Below are 17,975 nucleotides of genomic sequence, written 5' to 3'. Positions count from 1 at the left end.
CTACCCCACAAAGATCAATAATTTATGACTACCGAGAGCAAATATACAAATGAACCGCCATTATTTGGCATGTCGGATGAGTATTTAGCGCAGACGGCCGAAATGGAACTCGATGAGCCTGAGCCGGATTGGGGTGAAATCATCCTGCTGCGTAAAGACGAGGTTGCGGTTGACCTCTGGACTTTCGAGCGGGACAACAAGACCGATGATTGGGTCATCACCGGCATCTACCGAACAGGCGTGTTCCTCCTCCTGGAAGGCAAACAGTTCGGCAAGCGGTTTCGACCGGATAAGGGCTCTACGTTTCTGATACAGGGCGATGTAATTATCAAGCCGGTGATCGACACGTTGATGCGCGATGAGCTGAAGGCGTATATAGAGTCCCGGCAGGAGAAAATGAAGGTTCGTTACGTCTCAGCCACTTTTGAAGGCAGACTTGAAATCTTCAACCGCCAGCAGCACCTGACCATTAATCCCAAGAGCCTCGAAGCCCTGACGACCCACACCCGCCCACTGCTGCGCGATACCGAAAGCGAGTGCTTTATTCCTTATCGAAACGGCATCGTCAAAGTGACCGGCGAGTCGTTATCCATCCTGCCTTATTCGTTTCTGGAGGATCGCTGTGTTTGGCAGTCACAGGTGCTGGAACGGGAGTTTGACCCGGCCGCCAAAGGGGGAGAATGCCATTTTGCCCAGTTCATTCGCAATGTCACCAACAACGAGCCCGACCGTTTGCAAGCCTTTCGGACTGCAATTGGCTACCTGATTCACCATTACGGCAACGCAGCCGAAGGCCAGGCGGTCATCTGTTATGATGAGGAAATAACTGACGCCCGCAAGCCCGAGGGCGGTACCGGAAAAGGCCTGTTCGCCAATGCCATCCGGCAGATCCGTCCGATTGCCGTTATCGACGGAAAGAAGTTTGACCAGAACGACCGTTTTTGTTTTCAAGAGGTCAACGAGGATACGGCAGTAGTCTGGATTGATGACCCGGTGGTCAATCACCCCAAACCCGAGCGCCGGTTTACGCTGGAGCGCTTCTTTTCGCTGCTTACCGAAGGATGGGCCATTGAAAAGAAAAGAGAGCATGCATTCCGGATTCCCTTCAAAGAAGGCCCCAAACTATTGATATCCTCGAACGTGGTCATGAATAACGAAGGGTCGAGCAACATCCGTCGGCAGTTCATCATTGAGTTCGGTAATTTTTACAAGAGCAAGATCAAACGGGGCAACGAGCGGCCGATCCAGGCTGTACACGGCTGCATCTTCTTCTCCGATGATTGGAATGCCGACGAATGGAAGCGTTTTGATCGCTATATGATTGGGTGCGTTTTGGATTACCTGCGCCTAGGCTTACAGCCCTACGGATTGCGCAGCGCCGATCAGAACCGGCTCCGGCAAACGGCGGGTGAGGAGTTTTACGAGTGGATCACCACGTATAAAGGGGCAGGCATTTTACCGGACGAAGTTTACAACCGCGACGAGGTTTTCCGGGATTACAAAACCTTCGCCGGCCTGAATGATACCTCCACGCCAAACAGAGGCTTTACCAATAACATCACCCAGTACGCTAAAAGTAAAGGCTGGAAATACGTTCGCGGAACCGACCCCCGGATCATCACTTTTATGCTCAAATCTCAATAATCTGTATTTAGCATTTAAGGATTACACACCGGGGGGTGTATGTGTGCACGCGCCCGTATATATACCCCTAAACAGTAGGTTCCTTAAATGCTAAATGTAAAAAGGCTCAAATTCGTATGGAAACAGCCCTTTTGGATTTACCCATCAGTTTTTTCGAATACGATCACCAGCGCAACACCTTCGGGAATGTGCCCACCCAAAAGACCACGCTCCGCCGGATGGTCAAAACCCGGTATTACCGCGAGCAGATCGAAGCGATCCGCCATGAACCGGATAAGGTCAAGCAAGATGAGCTTAAAAAGTACCTGCCCGCCTTTACACCGGCTGCTTTGCTGAATCACCGGAAGAAAGACACCACCTTTGCCGAGAAGGTCATTGCACAACACCCGCTACTAATGGGTGACGTCGACTTGAAAGACAATCCCGGCATCGATATGGCCAGGCTCAAAGAACACATTCCCCGGCTACCGTATGTTCTGCTTTGTGCCTACTCCGTGCGGGGTGGCCTGTGGTTTGTCGTTCGCCTGCCGGAGGGTCAGACGCCCGAAACGTTGGCGGGCCACTTTCGCTATCTGCAAAAGCTGTTTAAGGAGCGGCTCGGAGTGAAACTCGATAGTACCAAAGGCGGTAATGCGACGGACTTACGCTTTGTCAGTTTCGATTCTGAGCCATTCCTTAATGAAGAAGCTACCGAAATGCGCGGGCAGTATACGCCCCCTCCCCAGCGCCCGGTTGTAACGCAGTGGAAGGCAAAAGATCCCAACGACAAGAATCTGCTAACCCGCATTGTCAGCCACGTACAAAAAGCAGCCGATGGCGAGCGCCACACCTCCTTATTGAAAGCCTCCCGGGTAGCTGGTGGTTACGTTGGTGCGGGCCGGTTGGATGAGCAGACGGCAACCCTGGCACTGGAGACGGTAGCGAGTGATTGGCCCAACTTTTCCAAGTCACAGAAGACCATTCGGGATGGCATCCGAAACGGCAAGAATGCGCCCATTTACGACACCGAAACGGTTAACCAACCGTATGCCCGGTCACCACCACAGAAGGCCGCACAGCCCAAACCAGCCGCTTCAAAATGGGATAATCCTATCATTGAATACATACCGGTTAATGTCGATGAGGAACTGTCCGACTATCCGGCAAGCTGGGATGTATCAGCTTACCAACAGCCGACGGTTAAGCTCGTACCAAGTCCAAGAAGGGCCGAGTGGGCCAAGATACTCAACGTGCCCGTAGAAGTTATACCATTACTCACTTTAGAACCCATCAACCCATGAAATGGACTGATCAATTTGATAACACAACCGTAGACGTTGAGGTAGTTAAACACGCTATTGCCCGTCCGGCTTTCAGCTTCTACGACCATGCCGCCCAAACCATGGATTTGACCAAACACGAAATGGGCGTTATGTTCTGCATCGACCGCATTAATATGTTCCTGGGCTGGTACGTACTGGGCACTGAGAAAACGCTGAGGGAGGTATACTGGACCATTGGAGAAGCCCGCCGGTATGATGCCCGCCTGGCAGAAGCTACCTTGCCCATCTATTTCGATACCTACTTTCCCAATATGCTGACTGATCTGGAGCTCTACGAACTAATGCCAAGGTTCCAAAAGGCAAGAGCCAAAATCAAAGCCCGCTATGGCTTTTGAATGGTCTTTCAAGGTTTGTACATGCAAGAGGGGAGGGGTGGGTCAATTCCTAAACGAAGCCCGATCACCTGAACCGCTCCGTAGTCTTTCACGCATGATGTCAAAACTCTAAGGGGGGTAGGCACAATTTTCATATGTCAAAATCATCAACCAATGCGACCCGCGAAACCAACCGAGATTAAGAAGCTGCAAGGCACCGCCCGCGCAGATAGAACACTGGGGAATGAGATGCAGCCGACAAGCGTTTCCCTGCCGCAGGCACCGGACTGGCTTTCGGAATTTGCAAAAGAAGAGTGGTACGTCGTCACCTCTGAACTTGAAGCGCTGGGTATGTTAACGAAGGTGGACTTGTTCATGCTTTCTAATTACTGCCAACAGTGCGGCATTATCCGCCAGGCCAATGAGCAGATGCAAAATGATCCCGACTGGAGCGACCTGGTGATTGCTACGCCCAACGGCGCCCTGCAACCCAACCCACTGCTCGGCATTATCAATAAAGCATCGGATATTGTCCTGAAGATTGCGGGTCAGTTCGGCTTTACGCCCTCGGCCCGGACTCGGATCGGAGTACAGAAGAAAATCGAGGAGGAAGATCCGTTTGAAGCATTCTTAACGGGAAACGTAGCAATTAGCGCCCGCCATACACGTCCTGAACCACTAGGATAACGAAAGGATCGCACTTGCAAAAATGAAATCTAAAAATTGGGTTTGTTTTAAAATAACTCAAAGACATTCAGCCTTTGGCAGAAAGGAGATTGATTATTTCAAAGCTTGGTATTGAACGCTATGCCAAGCTTTAATTTTTAAGATTGAAGATCGTTACATTCCCCCAATTGAAGAATATTGGTGGCAAGTATATTATATACTTAAAGTTAAAGGCGATGTAGGTTCGTAGAGGTCCTTTATATAGGGGCTTTATTTATCCGCCCATAATCTGTATACAAAATAAGAAAAGATGATATATTTGAAAAGAAAGTAATTTGCTAATTCAGTGCTAAAAGTTCATTCATTATTTTATTCGATAAAATCTGTTTAGGGCTTATTTTGAACATTAATTCTTTAAATCATATAGGCAAAAAAACAAATGAAGAATCTGATCAAAGGTTCGAATGCAATTTGGATAATTGTGTTACTCATATTTACACTGTCCCTATTTGCTGTTACGATTACGCTCTATTTGTATTTTTCTACTTTTAGGGCTGACGTAGTTCGCTTTAGCTGGCTAGAAAAGGCCATTACAATTGCTGTTTCAGTCGCAGGCTTTAGCTCGATTATTACGAGTGTAATTATTTGGCAGGAAAGTGAAAAAAAACAAATTGGATTAGTGACAATTAGTTTATTTGAAAGATTTAGAGAGCCAGAATTTAGGGAGTCAAGAGATAGAGCTTGGCAAATTCGGAATCGATGGTATTTAGAAGAAGGATATAAAGAGCGCGTTGTTGAATCCTCAACAAAAACTTTTGAGGAGTTTAAGGATAATTTTTTGATGCAGGAAATGCGTCCCGTTAGGGAGCTGATTGAGTTTTACACTTTATTGAGTGAATATAAAGGAAGAGAAGATGTTATCAAGCGATGCAGGTATTTTCACTATGGCTATTGGAGGCATTTTCTCTATGAGATAGCTGAGGCTCATGACAATTACAATAAACTATCGCTTCAATCTTTTGGTCAGGCATATCCTGAAAAATATCGTGAATACTTTGAAGGAATATCGTATGTTAACACACTTCAAAGAATGGATGATTTGCTTGGCTTAAACGATTTAAGCAAGAATGTTAAATTTCATGAATTTAATTAATCATACTTGCATTATTTTTTAAGCAATGGCCACATTTCCATAGTGTATATTCTCGTCAAATACTCTTTTCATTTATTCGATAAATCAGTCATTTTTACTTGTCAGGGAGGGGTAGCTAAAATAGCAGGACATTCCCAATCAATGAACCGTCCTGCACGTTCACGCATACTCGTGCGAAATTAGCAACAGGTGGCAGCCCCCTCCTTAATATGTGCCCCAATTCGCCAGAAATGGCGTTTTATGCCCAATGGATCGCTACCGGAAGCCTATCCGAACGGCATCCGAAGCCTCCTCGAACAGTACCTCAACCCCATAATAGTTTGGATATTTTGGTCGTTTTCGCCCTAAAAACGCATAAAATGACCCCTTTTGACCCAAAAAACAGTGTTTTTCTGGTGTTTTTCAGTGATACATTTACACGTAACAGATTGATATTGAAACAATTGAAACATATGAAAGGAATATACGCCCCCCTATGCTAAAGTGACACGGATTTTTTTCCGGAGTACATACGGTTCAGGGGCCGAAAGGTTCTGAAGATTTGACCCACCCCTCCCCTTGCCGTCTATCCCCTGCGCTCAGCCTGGGACTTCTGGGCATGGTGACGCTCGCAGATCGGCTGGCAGTTATCGGGATCAAGGGCAGCCCCGCCCATATTGATTGGCACAATGTGGTCGACAATGGTAGCCACTGTGAATGTTTTCTCCTTCAGGCATTCCCGGCAGTAGGGCTCCTTCTTTAAGATGTATGCCCGTAGCCTCCGCCAGGGCGCGCGCCGGTAGAACTGAGTTTCCTTATTACCTCCTCGGCTTTCATTCTTTGGTTTAGGCTCAGGCTCCCAAGGCCGCCGTATTTTACTCACAGTTGGCATAACTCAGTTGGATGTGGTGAGAGGATGGACCGCCAGCTGCGCTGTGCTGATGGGCTCACAGTGGGGGTAATACTCGGGAAAATGCAGTTTTAGTAGGTTGTCCAGCTCGTTCATATCGCCTTCGAAACAGATGCGGCAGTGGATCGTCATCAAACAGTCCAGAAACACCTCCACATCCCGGTTAGTGGGCTGACTCTCGTACCGCTTCTCCAAGTCATCAATGAACTGGTGAAAGTAAGCTACGTACTTCTCCAGCAGGGGGTTGGTGCGGATATAATCGGGCATTTCCGGTAAATCATCGTCGGTCGCTTCGGCATTCATGGGCGTATGCAGATTGATAGATTTTATCTATATATTATGATTCATCCGTTCGGCACAATAATGATCTAATATACAGAAAATAAGCAAAATAACCTTTAATCGGCGCGGATATCTAATAGATTTTGTCTATATTTAATCAGAATAATTGATAAGACTCACAGCAGTAATTGCTAAAAACACATGGAACGGAAAACCACCTTAGAACTTAACATTGGCGGCCAGATGCGCCCCTTACGCTTTGACTTTGCTTTTCTGGATGCACTGATCGATCTGAAGCCCCTGAAGGAAATTGACGAACTATCTGAAACTAAACCCTGGCGGGTGATCCCCATTGTCGCCACGGCAGCCCTGATCTCGGGAGCCGAATATGCCGGACTGCCTGTCACTTTTGATCAGAAAGAGGTAGGCGACTGGATTCAGCAACTGGAAGACCCCGAAGACGCCCACCAAATTCTGATGGCCTATCAAACGAACATGGGTTTTTTCATGGTAGCCCTAGCGGGGGCCGCAAAAACCGCCGAACTCGTCAGCGGAGGGGCAAAAAGCGCCGGGAAGAAATAAAGGACCCTGATTGGGGCGAGCTGTTGATCACGGCTTTTGAAATGGGCCTGACGGAAAAGAAGTTCTGGCGGATGACCCCGCTGAACTTCTACCGCTTGCAGGAGGGCTACCAGCGCCGAAACCAGCGGGCCGGGCTCTACTTCCGGGAAACTTACGCCCTGCTGTGCAACATCCACCGGGGTAAAGGGGCCGAGCTCGTTAAGGGTACCGATGTACTGAGGTTGCCCGGAGACGAACAGGCCGGCAGTGGTCTACCCAAAGGCGCAAGGGTGTCGAAACATCCGGGATCTGAAAGGGCGCTTACCTTTTCCAGGAAAAAGCTGGCTAAGCTCGAGGCCCGGTTTAACCCTCCACCCAAAACAGCAGCATAAGATATGGAACGGAAAGATATATTCACCCCATTTACTGCCGGCTCACACAGTCACTTTGCCGCGCAACAGCAGGCCGCTAACGATGCGATTCTGTCCGCAACCGCAGGATTTGCCGCGCTGGTATCAGCGGTTTATCAAAAGCCACCAGCCTCGCCATTCAAGGCAATGGTAGAATCTATGTCATTTCTGAAGGCGGAGCCGCTGCGGTTGGGGTTTGGTATAGCCGCCGAGATGAGGGCGGCTAAAATTGGCTCTAAAGCCCTGCTGTCGCCTGCGCCCGCCTGTTTTGGTGTGAGCCAACTTGTGAATTACAAGCCATCGCCGTGGCCCAGGACACTCATAGAGGCTATGGAGCCCCTGCACCGTGAGGTGTTGTATCCGAAGGGCTTTTTCATTCAGGAAAACGTTGACCGTTAACGAATATGGCAGCAGGAGCCGTTAACATCAAACTAGGCGCCATTGTCACCGACTTTGTAAAGTCGTTTCAGGGCGCAACCGCTGCCGTCGGACAGTTTACCTCGGGACTGAACACCAAGCTGGCCACCGCCTACGCGCAGGCTGACCGGCAGAACCGCACCTTTGCCAAGGGATTCGGCCGCATGGCGTCGGATTTGCAGGCCGCCGGCAAAAGCCTGTCGTTAGGCGTCACCGCCCCGGCATTGCTTGGTGGTGCCAGTGCGTTCAAATCGTACGCCGATATCGAAGGAAACATTCGGGGGCTAACGGCCCTGAGCGGGTCGATTGAGATTGCCAAAGCGCAGTTCAAGGAGTTCAAGGAGCTGGCCAAACTGCCGGGTCTGGGGCTGGAAGAAGCGCAGGCGGCCGGACTTCGTATGGAAGCACTGGGCTACTCGACGGCCAAAGCCACCGACTACCTGACGCAGTTCGGAAACGCGGTGGCGCTGGGCGGGAAGGGCAAGACCGAGTTTGACCAGATTCTCAACCAGGTCACCCAAATGGGTAGTAAGTCGAAGGTGTTGGCCGAGGACTTGAAACCCATTGTCAACGCATCGCCCGTTATTGCCAAGGCCATCCGGGAAATGTTCGGATCGGTCGACTCCGAGCAGATCAGCGCTAAGCTCCAGGCGGCCGGCAAAGGTCCGGCGGACTTTCTGGATATGCTGGTGCAGAAGCTGTCGACGGTCGAGCGGGTGTCGGGCGGTCCCAAGAACGCGCTGGAGAATCTGGCCGATGCGGGCAAAATTGCCAGCTTTGAGTTCGGGCAGGCAGCCGATAATGCGCTGGGGTTAACGGAGAAAATCGACGGACTGGGTAACACGCTGGTAAGTGCCGCCGAAGGATTTGGCAAACTGTCGACGGGTATGCAGGGCACAATCCTCACCATCGGCGGGGTTGCCGCTGCCATTGGCCCGCTGGCATTGGGACTCGGTACGCTGGTCAAAATAGGGCCGACTGTAGCCAAAGGTTTTGGTGCCATTAAGACCGCTGCTGCAGCAATAGCGACCCCGATCGGTTTAGCCGCTGCCGCATTGGCATTTCTGGCTTCCGGGGCTTACTCGCTGTATTCATTCAACAAGGCGATTGAAAGCACCCACGATAAAGCCAAACTGCTGGCCCAGGTCAACGACAAAGTAACCGAGTCGGTCACGGCCGAGACCACCAAGCTCCAAGCCTACCTGAGTGTAGCCAATAATGAGAAACTGTCCAAAGAGACCCGGATTAACGCGATCAAGGAGTTAAACGCCCTGTCTCCGCAGTATTTGGGCAACCTGTCGCTGGAAACGCTGCACACGAAGGAGACGGCGGCAGCCATCAATGATTACGTTAAAGCGATTACCCTGAAGGCCAAAGCGCAGGCACTGGAAAACAACCTGATCAAAGCGGAGGAACGAAAGTCGGAGTTGATCAAGAAGGGTCTTCAGGATCAAGTTGGCCTGCTTGACCAGTTCGGAGCCGCTATTCAGTCCGGGTCTATTGTCGGCGGGCTGGTCGGCACTAACCAGGCGGCAAACCTGGCGATGAAGGGACTGGAGCGGCAGACGGTGGCGATTATGGACGCGGCCAAGGACGCGGATTTCTATTCCAAAGCTTTGCAGGAGGTGCAGAAGGAAATGGCGGCCCTCAACGTCACTGCACCCAAAGTCAAGATTGCCGACTTTACCAACGTCTCCGGAACCGCAGCCAAGAAAGGCAAAAAGCCGGACACCTGGGCCGAGGGAATGCGTAAAAACCTGACGGCGGTTGAGGGACTAATCAAGGAGTTTCAGGCCAAGTATCCGAACGGAGAGGTGCCTTTGTTCCTGAAACTACAAAAGGGGTACTATCAGGACAATCTAGGGATTCAAGACCAGGACTTTAAAGCGTTTAAGGGACTGACCGACAACCTGAATGAGATTAAGTCCACCACTAAACGGGAACTGGCCGCTCTGGGAACGGATCTGCTACCGATTGCTCAGGAGAGCTGGGGCAAGTACTTCGAGGTGGGCATAAACGGAGCCCGAAAAATGGCCGTGCCGCTGGAGATGCTGCTGCGAACCGCCGAGGAGGGGATTCAAAAGGTAGCGGACTTAAAGCGGGCCACTGGCGAGTACAACAACGTAGACGCTGGCCAGGACGCCCGGGCGGGAGTTGCGGGCATTAGAAATACACTCGACCGGGCTGAATACGCCGGAGGGCTGGCGGGTATGCTATCGGGAATGGTTGATCCCGACCTTCTGCAAAAAGCGTATGAGGCCGGTGACATTGGCGTCGAGACGATCAACAACATTGGGCAGAAATTACAAAACGCGATGAACCTGCTTTCAACTGGCTTGCAGGATACGGCCGGAGAAGCGTTTTCGGGCTTCTTTGACGCCATTGGTTCGGCCTTGGGCGGCGATAACAAGGGTTTTCAGAACTTCGGTAAAACGGTGCTGAATTTGATTGCGGGCCTGGCGCAGCAAATTGGTAAGGCGTTGATTCTGCTCTATACCCCGATGCTGCTGAGCGGCCTGCTGTCACCCATTGCCATCAAGGGACTAGCGATTGGGGGCGCAATCCTGGCGGCCGGGAGTCTGATCAAGGCGGTGGGTAACAAAGACCAGGCGCCGGGCTTTGCCAAGGGGGGGATATTTAGCGGTGAGAATACGATCCGGGTCGGTGAGTATAGTTCGGCATCGTTTAACCCAGAGGTAGTTTCCCCGCTGCGCGATTTGCAGGGTATGTTGCAGCCAATGGTTCGGGGCTCGGTTCTGTCCGCCTTTAACTCGGGTTTCCAGGCCCCGCAGGTTAGCCCGTACTCATCCTTCCCTAGCGGAGGAAGAACGGTAGATGTTCGGCTTTCCGGCGAAGCTCGGGTTAGCGGTTCAGACATACACTTATCGATTAAGCGGTATGAAAAGTTCTTAAATGAAGTTGGTTAAGTCATGAAATTTGGATTTGACATAAGCGAACTGCGGAAGATTGACCGGGCCCTGGCGGGTTCGGTCAAGACCGTTACTGATAAACGACTGGCGGGCTCGGCCATGCGCAAGGCTTTAAAGCCCATGATGGGCGAAATGAAGCGGCAGGCCCCGGTGGGCAAGTATGCGCCTAAACGCGGGGTTCGGGTTGCGCAGGGGCTGCCGATGCGGCAGGGCGGAGGCACCCGGGCTGATATACGCATCAAGATTGTACGGGGCGAAGCCGAGGAAGTGGTGCGGGGGCTGGTGGGCGTTTCCAAAGAGCGGGGTAAGGCCGGACGCCGGACGCACCTGATCACCCGGCGCAACAAGAACCGCCGGGTTGCCAACGACTTTATCAAGCGAACTCTTCGGCGAAAAATTGAAGAAACCACCGAGCTTTACGGGCGGGCGGTGCTAAGTGTGGTCAAAGGGATTTTAAAACGGATCTAGGCGACAATGGAACGAACAAGGCAAACGGGGGCGGGCGTGGAGAAGCTGCCCACCTTCACCCAATACTTTGACAAACTGGTGAGCCAAAAGAAGCAGCAGATCCACAAGGCCAGCGATGAAGACGCCTTTGATGCCGCGGTAGAGGAGATCGGACGAAAAATGGGCTGCCGTCCTAACTCGGGCTTTAGTGCCTACCAGAAGCGTAAAAACGCCCGGAAACACCATGCTGACTAACGAGCAGGCGGGGCTATTGACGTTCGAGGGGTTTGTGAAACGCTACCGGCTGTACGTCAGCCAGGGCAACGCGGAAAGCCGGGCGTATGAGCTGACCGAGCGGGACCAGTCGGCGGTCAGTCAGCAACGGCGGTATGGTGACTTTGTGGAGTTTGAGCGGCTGCTGAAACGGATTGGTAAATAGTGGCAATTTAATGTAGATACATTAGTTGCTAGGGTAACTAATGTGTATGTAAAACAAAAAGTCAGCCGGTGGGCTGATACGACTATGAAAATACTAATAATTTGCCTATCAATAGGACTAGCGCTTTACGACATTATGTTGGCTGTTGCAGCGCTCTTGCAACCTTTTGTAAAAGAAAATATGACGGCCGAAGAAAAGTCTAAAGCAAGGCGGGTCGCTTATAAGTTTTTAGCAAATGCAATCATTGTCACGATCCTGCTTGTTTTCACAATCGTGGGCTATTAAAGTGCATCGGCCGCATCGCCAGCTTCACCTAACATATATTTGATAGCTCCTTTTGCTAATTCCTTAACAAACTCGGATTTAAACACTTCCAAGAATTTTAATCCTTTCTGCCGCGCCCATGCCCAAATCCCCGTCAGCTTTTTAACGGTCTCATTTTTAGTGGACTGTGTTTGGGTCTCTTTTAGTTCGGCACATTGCTCTAATAGTGCCAGGTAAATTGCTTTATCGCTTTCCGAAACCTCTGAATCTGATATCTTGTCCTCGATCTTTTTAATCGAACCATCTAGGTACCGATCAATGATAATTTGTTTTTCCAGATCAAACGGTTCACTGTCTGCATCTTTGTCAATAATTTCAAAGTTTTGAAAAAATTCATTCTGGTAGGACTCAAAGATTTTTTTTTCCGGAGCATCGAAATAGAGCATTTTATGAAATGTAATTACATTTTCCTTCCAGCTCTCAAAAAACGACAGGAGTTGATCATCTAGCACCTCTATTCCCGTTTCGGTTGCCCCTTTTAAACCAGCTGGCTTTTTAGCGACAACAAACATGACTTTGCCTTCACGATGCACGTCCCCCTTCATAATCTCAAAGAAGTAATCCGTATCTGGGGCGCCATCAACGAGCTTATAAAGTGACTTTTGGGGGTCAACAACAAGGAATGGCGATTTATCCGCCTCCATAAACGGCTGCATTTTTATAAGCGCAGCCAAAGGTATATCAGACTTCTTCACATTAATTCAGTTTCCCTCCAACCTACGCATTCCCCACGGCTAAAAGCAAGCAGGGATGGAAAAATACGGGAAATTTCCCGGGGTATTATGCTTTGCAATATTTATCGCAGGTATATAAATTTTCTCTATTATTGATCTCCAAAACGCTGATTCACAACTGTCTAAATCTACCTTTTTATGGCTGCCTTTAATAACGACAACGATCCTTTGTTGATAATAGCTTATGCTTTTGGATTCGCATTAATAATTGCTTCAGCCGGCTGGGCCCTTACACAGATCATTCCATCTATCGGCGTCTTTATTGCAATCATAGCGCATGGAACCGTGATTGGTATGGAGGTCGCTCCAGCGTTCGGGCAAGTTGCTTCCTGGTCCACAGGAATCGCCGGGGCAGCGGGCGCAACCTTAATTGTCTATAAAACTATCGTTCTTGTCGAGAAGGACGTCTTCAAGTGGACAGTGGGTATTTTAAGTGTTGTAAGTGGGTTTATGGTCAAAATCTGCGACGAGTATTATGATGGCTCCGTTTTCGCTTGGTACGTAATGTCCGCCATTGCAGCACTCCTGACCATTGTCGGAGGCGTTTTGTACGAACAAAAAGCTATAGGATTAAAAGTTGCAGCTTTTTTCGCCCACCTTCTGATTCCAGGAATTGTACTGTATGGGATAATATTCAATCCAGTTGCCAAATCAACTGTTACAGGTAATGGGCAGACACAACCATCTTTAGCTGTCGATGTTGCGGCAGTACCTTTATCTATCTGGGGGATTCTTGCCGCACTACTTGTCATTTCTATCATTCTTGCCATTATGGCTCACCAGGGTGACAAAAAAGAGAGGTATGCCTAGTCTGAACTATGATTACCGATATTGATGTATGGAACTGGTAAAGTAGAGTTATGCTGGATTAGCTAATTGTCTAAGCCCTGCCTGCCCGGTAGGGTCTTTTGCTTTCTGGTAAATATAGCTAAAAGTGTTGCAAAGGGAGCGAGCACTTCTTTGGGTGAATAGGTAAGCCCTTTAGTGAATTTGTCTCACGAAAACGGGCGTGGCTGTTGCACAACTCAATCTGATTCTTTCTTTACTCCTAAACGGCCTGAATTGCCGAAGTAGATGAGGCAATTTCTGATCAAATTGATACGGCATAGGGCGGCTTTTATTTCAATTCGATCCGCATTTGGCGTTGTGCAACAGCCACGCCCGTTTTTCCGCGACAACAATCAGCGTTTTCAAAATCCACCAAAAAAATGTTCAGCAATCTCAAATTGCCATCTCTCAAATCTATGTCGCACTTTAAGAGTCGCCTAATTTTGTGAGACAAAGTTGGCCCTGCTGGATGGCTCGGCTTTTTTGTGTTTGATGGTAAATACAAAGAGGGCTATAATAACATATCAGCGTATTGCCTTGCATTTGTATGTAGTGTATCTTTACTACATAACAATAATTGATATGGCAGCCCCAAAGTCCTTCCGACTCACCGACGAAACAATTGATCAGATCAAAGTGCTGGCAGAACTCTTAAAAGAAACGGAACTGCAAATACTTCAAAGGGCAGTTCAAGCACTTTATGATAATCGTGTATCAATTGTAGAAGAAGACGCAAAGTCCAGAATATCAAAGGCAAAGGAGTCGACAGAAGGTTCTCGTAATAAATAAATGTAGTCTTTGTATTGCTTTGTATTTGTCTGTTTACTATATTCGTTAAAGAATTAAGACGAAAGACAAAAATCGCATAGGCCCGCAAGGGATGCCCGATGAAGTATCCTTCGTGTTAAGTCAATAAAAACAGCAATCCCCTCCACATGTGCCCTAGGAAAGCCGTGGAGGGGATGAGTATCAACTAAACTTTCATTCAGATGACGGACGCAAATTACAGCGTTTGGCTGGAAAAACCATGCCCAACTTATCAAACGGTAGGCGAAACACCACAGCCTTCCGAAAATAGGGACGAACGGCAACAGATGCCCGTTGAACGTCCGGTACGATCTCCCACAATAAACCCTATTCTAGAGAACTGGCGGACGGTCTCGGGCTATGAAGGATTATACGAGGTGTCCGATCTCGGCAATATTCGTCGCATGCTCCGGTCAGGAGGGTCCAGACAGTTGAAGCCACTACTTTCTAGCCACCACAAGCCCGCCATTGAACTTTACAGGCCTGGTGTACCGTGTAAAAAACGTTCATTGTCGTTGCTTGTAGCGGATGCCTTCGTCCAGAATCCGGAAGGCGCTACTGTCGTTCGCCATTTCGACGGCAACCCTTACAATAACGCAGCCAATAATCTTTTTTGGGTGCTACCCATGAAGGTGCAAAGGTGCGGCATTGGACGAAAAGACAAGCTGGCGGCCATTGATTTACCCGGCGAAGAATGGCGGGCAATGGTCGGCTACGAAGGGCGCTACGAAGTTTCAAATCTGGGCCGGATCAAAAGTGTCCCATTTGTGCACCCTAGAACTGGCAACACCTTGCGCGGAAATCTACTACGGGTATCAACTAACAAAGATGGGTATTCGTACTTCCGGGCATTAGGATCAAAGAATATTCGCGTTCATCGGGCTGTTGCAATGGCGTTTCTGCCTAATCCCAATGCGCTGCCCGAGGTTAATCACATTGATGGCAACAAGCAGAATGCTCGCTTGTCAAATTTAGAGTGGATAACCAGAGAGGACAATATTCAACACGCATTAAGGACTGGCTTAATTGACCTTGATCACGTGAAGCGGCTCCCATCTTACCGGAAGGCTCGCCGTTCGTAATCATATCTTCAGATTCTTCACTATTAAAAAATCACTTCAATGAATACCAACAATAACGCCCCAGCTATGGGTAAGGGATCGTCTGGCTCTACAAATGAGCAAACGGTAATATCTTCAGCCGTTCAATCAACATCCTCTTCTTATGGCGGTCCTCCGCTCACTATTAAGCTACCCGATTTCCTGGCCAACCATTGCAACTCGGAAGAAAACGGCAACGGTCTGCGCGATTTGATCAAGCAGGTATTTGATGCTGCACTGACTGGGCCTGCGATGAAGCCCGAAGGCGATCACGCCGACTTTCTCAAAGAGTTCGAAGATTCGCTTTATCAGCTTGTTACCCGGGGAATGACTGCACACGAGGCCGTTTTTGCGAAACCTGCAAAGGTCAAAGACAACACCCCTCCGCTGGCCAAAACTATCAATGATCTGATCGAGCAGCACATTTCCCATTTCGGGGATGAATTGGGAATGGGCAACACTGAAGAGCGTTTTAATGACCTTATCGGTACACTTCAGGATGAGGTAACAGCAGCCTTTGGCGGCAAGACCGTCCGGACCCCTAAAAGCGACAATCCGAACGCAAAGATTGTCATTCGCGTAAATCTGAATTTGAGCCTTTCCAAAAATCACCCCGACACGCTGAGTGAGGCTGAACTGGTTCAAATGGCCCTTCGCAAATTCCAGTACGATTACACCCGCAAGCTGGTTAACTACACGTTTGACGACCTCCACGACTACGCGGCCAAAATCGCCAGTGACCTGCGAACGGCTGACGTAGTGGCGGCAAAACTGTTCCGGGGGATGAGCAACACCATCGAACTGCTGAACAACTCGGTGCTGGGTCTGGTCCCCAGAGCAAAAGACGTCGTTTACTCCGGATTTGAAGATAATGTAAACCGGCTCTTTCAGGATAGCTACCTCGGATACAACGACGACCCGGAACGCCCGGGCGTTTAATCGGCCGCTCACCGCATGAAAGCCACGGACAACGCCCCCGACTCAAACCGGGCGGGTGGCGTTGTCTTGCCTTACTCGCTTCACTGAAAAATCTCACAACATCAAAACTGACTCCAAGCAATGAATACCCCCAGCTATATCATCCAACAGGGCAATCAAGTCACCTTCAATATGCGGGCGCTTTACGGGCGTCTGGGCTTCAAAGACCGCAATTATGCCGATTGGTTCAAGGATCGCCAAAGCCAGCTCGGATTGCAGCCCGAAAAGGACTTTTCGACCCGCCCCGACGGATCTAAAATCAATCACCTGGTACCGCTGCCGGTAGCAAAATCAATCCTTGGCGTGGTGTTCAAAAAGCGGGCCGCACCCCTTTTAATGGAAATTGACGCTTTCTTATCGGCACCCGCACCGGGAGAAGTAAATCAGGACCAAAACAGACCCGCAGACTCGCCGAAAGCTGAAATCAGTGCGAATACCGAACCGGAGCCCGATAAGGGTGTAAAGTTCCTGTTTGACGGCCCGGTTGTGGTTATGCTGATCGAGGGGCGGGCGGCAATCAAAGCCAGCGACTTAATGAACCTGTGGAATCCAGGCCGCTACGTCAAAGGGTGGATGGAATACCGGATTGAAAAGCTGGATTTGCTGCTGGGTAAGCATTATGCGGAGTTCGAGGTACGGGCCAAGCGTGGCATGACGCCCGATTATATCTTAAGTCTGGATGCGGCCGTATCAATTGCCGACAGCGAGAAAAAAGGACAGGGCCGCGATGTGGTTAAATACCTGCTCGGCATCAAAAAGAACCTGACTGCTCAGAAGCTGCCGGCCAAGGCCAAACTATCGGACTTCATTGGCGCAGAGCCCGTAAATAAGCCCGTTTCAGGCCCGCAAGGCACCGAACCGATCACCGACACCACCGAAGGGCAGAAATTGGCTCAAACTGGCCTTTTTGACCAAAGTATCCAAACTATCGGGGAAGGCGCGAGTCAGACGCCGGCTGAAAGTCAGGAGCCGGAAGGGGGCGCCGATACTGTCGAAAGTCCTGCCGAGGTAGTTTCCCCTGAATCGGTGGAAAACCCCAATCCGGAGCAAGGGGAGGTTTTTACCCAATCGGTTGAAAACCCCGAACCGCAAGCTGGAGACGCTACCACCGGCAGCCAGGAGCCCGCGCCGACTGTTGACCCCAACGCGCCGACGGTCTTTGATTTGATGGTGCAGATGGCGCAGAATAACTTGCAGCAGGCCCAGGCGTTGGCAAAGCTCTACCGGGATCTGGCCTTAACGCAGGGCACGGTCAGCGAAATGGTGTTAATTGAGCAGGCCGCAGCCCGCCACAAACTGGGACTCTATCCCGGCACGGCTGTACTGCCGAATGTGACGCTACGGGATAAGATCAATTACGCCGTCAGAAAGCGGGCGGATGCCACCGGCGAAAAGCACGAAGATATTTTTAAGGCCGTCTATGCCAGGTTAGCCAACGATTACGGGTACAGCGTCCTGGATATGCCCCGCAAAAAAGGTCAGTCACACCTCAACGTCTGCGAAGAGCTGGGCCTGATTAGCATTGTGTGGGATATTGTCAACAGCCGGGCATTTAACCAGTACGGCCCACAACGTCAGGCGGCTTAAAATACTGAATGAAAGTTACGGTTAAGTCGAGTTGTAAAGGCCCGGTCAATGGCCGGGTTCTTTCTCCCTGCTTAACTTACATTTTAAAGTAAATGGAGCACACGCATAAAACGCCAATTACGGCTATTAGGATCAGGACAGCC

21 protein-coding genes are annotated in these 17,975 nt (G+C 49.9%); 18 read left to right on the top strand and 3 right to left on the bottom strand.

Going from position 1 to position 17,975, the window contains the following annotated elements:
* Positions 1-24: 24 nt before the first annotated feature.
* From ACYVHX_RS14715 to ACYVHX_RS14695, 5 genes are all read left to right on the top strand, one after another.
* Positions 25-1,644 (top strand): primase-helicase family protein, encoded by a 1,620-nt coding sequence (locus ACYVHX_RS14715; RefSeq protein ID WP_460672413.1) that lies wholly within the window; start codon positions 25-27, stop codon positions 1,642-1,644.
* A 116-nt stretch (positions 1,645-1,760) separates the two neighbouring features.
* Positions 1,761-2,924: a hypothetical protein gene (locus ACYVHX_RS14710; protein ID WP_460672412.1), complete on the top strand. Its 1,164-nt coding sequence runs from the start codon at positions 1,761-1,763 to the stop codon at positions 2,922-2,924.
* Positions 2,921-3,301: a hypothetical protein gene (locus tag ACYVHX_RS14705; RefSeq protein ID WP_460672411.1), complete on the top strand. Its 381-nt coding sequence runs from the start codon at positions 2,921-2,923 to the stop codon at positions 3,299-3,301. Before ACYVHX_RS14710 ends, ACYVHX_RS14705 begins: the two co-directional genes overlap by 4 nt.
* Before the next feature lie 153 nt (positions 3,302-3,454).
* The gene (locus ACYVHX_RS14700) at positions 3,455-3,967 is read left to right on the top strand and encodes a phage terminase small subunit P27 family (RefSeq protein ID WP_460672410.1); all 513 of its coding nucleotides are present in this window, start codon (positions 3,455-3,457) and stop codon (positions 3,965-3,967) included.
* Positions 3,968-4,385: 418 nt separating this feature from the next.
* On the top strand, positions 4,386-5,099 hold the full coding sequence (locus tag ACYVHX_RS14695; protein WP_460672409.1) for a hypothetical protein: 714 nt from the start codon (positions 4,386-4,388) through the stop codon (positions 5,097-5,099).
* A gap of 565 nt (positions 5,100-5,664) precedes the next feature.
* Here the strand turns inward: ACYVHX_RS14695 and ACYVHX_RS14690 are convergent.
* Together ACYVHX_RS14690 and ACYVHX_RS14685 are read right to left on the bottom strand one after the other, a co-directional pair.
* Positions 5,665-5,970 (bottom strand): HNH endonuclease, encoded by a 306-nt coding sequence (locus tag ACYVHX_RS14690; protein ID WP_460672408.1) that lies wholly within the window; start codon positions 5,968-5,970, stop codon positions 5,665-5,667.
* Positions 5,971-5,973: 3 nt separating this feature from the next.
* Positions 5,974-6,291 carry a hypothetical protein gene (locus tag ACYVHX_RS14685; RefSeq protein ID WP_460672407.1) on the bottom strand — a complete coding sequence of 106 codons (318 nt, stop codon included), beginning with the start codon at positions 6,289-6,291 and terminating at the stop codon, positions 5,974-5,976.
* 180 nt (positions 6,292-6,471) lie between these two features.
* On the opposite strand from ACYVHX_RS14685, the gene ACYVHX_RS14680 reads away from it, so the two are divergent.
* The 8 genes from ACYVHX_RS14680 (at position 6,472) to ACYVHX_RS14645 (ending at position 11,759) form a co-directional block, all read left to right on the top strand.
* Positions 6,472-6,852 (top strand): hypothetical protein, encoded by a 381-nt coding sequence (locus ACYVHX_RS14680; protein WP_460672406.1) that lies wholly within the window; start codon positions 6,472-6,474, stop codon positions 6,850-6,852.
* 23 nt (positions 6,853-6,875) lie between these two features.
* A complete protein-coding gene (locus tag ACYVHX_RS14675) occupies positions 6,876-7,223 on the top strand; it encodes a hypothetical protein (RefSeq protein WP_460672405.1) in 348 nt (115 codons plus the stop codon).
* A 3-nt stretch (positions 7,224-7,226) separates the two neighbouring features.
* On the top strand, positions 7,227-7,640 hold the full coding sequence (locus ACYVHX_RS14670; protein WP_460672404.1) for a hypothetical protein: 414 nt from the start codon (positions 7,227-7,229) through the stop codon (positions 7,638-7,640).
* 5 nt (positions 7,641-7,645) lie between these two features.
* Positions 7,646-10,585 carry a tape measure protein gene (locus ACYVHX_RS14665; RefSeq protein WP_460672403.1) on the top strand — a complete coding sequence of 980 codons (2,940 nt, stop codon included), beginning with the start codon at positions 7,646-7,648 and terminating at the stop codon, positions 10,583-10,585.
* 3 nt (positions 10,586-10,588) lie between these two features.
* The gene (locus ACYVHX_RS14660) at positions 10,589-11,056 is read left to right on the top strand and encodes a hypothetical protein (protein ID WP_460672402.1); all 468 of its coding nucleotides are present in this window, start codon (positions 10,589-10,591) and stop codon (positions 11,054-11,056) included.
* 6 nt (positions 11,057-11,062) lie between these two features.
* Entirely contained in the window at positions 11,063-11,290 is a 228-nt protein-coding gene (locus ACYVHX_RS14655; RefSeq protein ID WP_460672401.1) for a hypothetical protein, read from the top strand.
* Positions 11,280-11,474 carry a hypothetical protein gene (locus ACYVHX_RS14650; RefSeq protein WP_460672400.1) on the top strand — a complete coding sequence of 65 codons (195 nt, stop codon included), beginning with the start codon at positions 11,280-11,282 and terminating at the stop codon, positions 11,472-11,474. Before ACYVHX_RS14655 ends, ACYVHX_RS14650 begins: the two co-directional genes overlap by 11 nt.
* An 84-nt stretch (positions 11,475-11,558) precedes the next feature.
* Positions 11,559-11,759 (top strand): hypothetical protein, encoded by a 201-nt coding sequence (locus ACYVHX_RS14645; RefSeq protein ID WP_460672399.1) that lies wholly within the window; start codon positions 11,559-11,561, stop codon positions 11,757-11,759.
* On the opposite strand, the gene ACYVHX_RS14640 is transcribed toward ACYVHX_RS14645, so the two are convergent.
* The gene (locus ACYVHX_RS14640; RefSeq protein WP_460672398.1) at positions 11,756-12,493 is read right to left on the bottom strand and encodes a hypothetical protein; all 738 of its coding nucleotides are present in this window, start codon (positions 12,491-12,493) and stop codon (positions 11,756-11,758) included. The genes ACYVHX_RS14645 and ACYVHX_RS14640 overlap by 4 nt on opposite strands.
* 177 nt (positions 12,494-12,670) lie before the next feature.
* Here ACYVHX_RS14640 and ACYVHX_RS14635 point away from each other — a divergent pair, with 177 nt between their 5' ends.
* From ACYVHX_RS14635 to ACYVHX_RS14615, 5 genes are all read left to right on the top strand, one after another.
* Positions 12,671-13,342 (top strand): hypothetical protein, encoded by a 672-nt coding sequence (locus tag ACYVHX_RS14635; RefSeq protein WP_460672397.1) that lies wholly within the window; start codon positions 12,671-12,673, stop codon positions 13,340-13,342.
* A 474-nt stretch (positions 13,343-13,816) separates the two neighbouring features.
* Positions 13,817-14,149, top strand: a complete 333-nt coding sequence (locus tag ACYVHX_RS14630) for a hypothetical protein (protein ID WP_460672396.1) — start codon at positions 13,817-13,819, stop codon at positions 14,147-14,149.
* A gap of 200 nt (positions 14,150-14,349) precedes the next feature.
* Positions 14,350-15,249, top strand: coding sequence for an NUMOD4 motif-containing HNH endonuclease (locus tag ACYVHX_RS14625; RefSeq protein WP_460672395.1), 900 nt, complete (start codon positions 14,350-14,352; stop codon positions 15,247-15,249).
* 39 nt (positions 15,250-15,288) lie between these two features.
* Positions 15,289-16,206 (top strand): hypothetical protein, encoded by a 918-nt coding sequence (locus ACYVHX_RS14620; protein WP_460672394.1) that lies wholly within the window; start codon positions 15,289-15,291, stop codon positions 16,204-16,206.
* Between the two features lie 120 nt (positions 16,207-16,326).
* A complete protein-coding gene (locus tag ACYVHX_RS14615) occupies positions 16,327-17,832 on the top strand; it encodes a hypothetical protein (protein WP_460672393.1) in 1,506 nt (501 codons plus the stop codon).
* Positions 17,833-17,975: the final 143 nt, after the last annotated feature.

The sequence above is a fragment of the Larkinella ripae genome (genome assembly GCF_054780775.1).
This window is presented reverse-complemented; position numbering and strand designations above follow the sequence as displayed.